A 1,586-nucleotide genomic window follows, 5' to 3' on the forward strand; every position below is an offset into this window, starting at 1 on the left:
CCCGTTACCTTTTTAGTAGCCCCTTAAACGAGTAAGAATTGGGGTTGTTGGCCTGTCGGTCCCGGCATGATTGAAGCCCCCAGTCATCAATGATCCGGGGGGTGTTGTCACCGGGAGTCGATAGGCGCCAAGGGATCGCTGATGGGGACCGGACCAGCACAGGGGAACAGCGTGCAGGTCAGCCGTAACGTGGATGTCGGGCCTTGCCGCCGCAGGACAAGCCAACGCAGTTCAACTCGATAAGTTCTGGGAGGTTTGCGTTGATCAAGGACCATGAACTCGTTGACATCTTCATCGGTGTCGACGTTGGCAAGAGCAATCACCACGCGGTCGCGATCGACCGTGCGGGCAAGAAGCTTCTGGACCGGGCCCTGCCCCAGGACGAGGCGAAACTACAAGCCATCATCCGCTCGGTGGCGAAGAAGGGCACCGTGCTGCTGGTCGTGGACCAACCCTCGACCATCGGCGCCCTGCCGGTCGCCGTCGCCCAGACGGAGGGCATCATGGTCGGGTACCTGCCCGGCCTGGCCATGCGCCGCATCGCCGACCTGCACCCCGGCGAGGCCAAGACCGACGCCCGGGACGCTGCCATCATTGCTGAAGCCGCACGCACCCTGCCGCATACCCTGCGCTCCATCGTGCTCGCAGACGAGCAGGCCGCCGAACTCTCCATGCTGTGTGGTTTTGACGACGACTTGGCGAAGCAGGCCACCGCCACCTCGAACAGGATCCGGGGCCTGCTCACACAGGTCCACCCAGCCCTGGAACGCATCGTGGGCACGCACCTTGACCACCCCGCCATGGCCGAACTGCTGGTGAAGTACCCGACCCCGGCGGCGCTGCGCAAAGCCGGGCACACCAGGGTCGCGGCCCTGCTCTCCCGCCACGCACCCCGGGCTGGCAAGACGTGGGCCCAGGAAGTGTTCACCGCCTTGGGCGAGCAGACCGTTGTGGTCGCCGGGACCAACGCCGCCGGCATCGTGCTGCCCCAGCTCGCTGCGATGCTCAAGCAGCTGCGCACCGCCCGGGAAGACATCCTCACCCAGGTCGAAGCACTCGTGGAGGCCCACCCTCTTCACCCCGTCCTGACCTCCATGCCGGCGGTCGGCGTCAGGACGGAAGCACGCATCATCACCGAAGTCGCCGGCAAGGAATTCCAGACTGCCGCACACCTCGCCTCCTACGCCGGGCTCGCCCCGGTGACGTGGCGTTCGGGGACCTCGATCCGCGGCGACCACCCCTCCAAGAAGGGCAACAAAAGCCTCAAACGCGCGTTCTTCCTCTCCGCCTTCGCGGCGCTGAAGGACCCGCTCTCACGGGCCTACTACGACCGGAAACGCGCCGAGGGCAAACGGCACAACCAAGCCCTGATCGCCCTCGCCCGCAGGCGCTGTGACGTGCTCTTCGCCATGCTCCGCGACGGCAGCCTCTACGACGCGCCAAACCCCAAAACAGCCTGACCGGACGACCCCGCGAGCTGATGGCGACCACCCGCCAGCCACTCAACCCTGCCCAAAAACAAGGACGAAAGAACCTTCAAAGAAAACCCGCCCAAACCCTTGACGAAAAACATAGGGACACCCCCC

General features: G+C 65.1%; 1 protein-coding gene. It reads left to right on the forward strand.

What is annotated here, in order from left to right; all coding sequences use genetic code 11:
• Positions 1 to 263: 263 nt before the first annotated feature.
• Positions 264 to 1,460, forward strand: a complete 1,197-nt coding sequence (locus tag MMF96_RS19335) for an IS110 family transposase (RefSeq protein ID WP_375141475.1) — start codon at positions 264 to 266, stop codon at positions 1,458 to 1,460.
• Positions 1,461 to 1,586 lie beyond the last annotated feature (126 nt).

Source organism: Arthrobacter sp. STN4 (assembly GCF_024539665.1).
Taxonomy (GTDB): domain Bacteria; phylum Actinomycetota; class Actinomycetes; order Actinomycetales; family Micrococcaceae; genus Specibacter.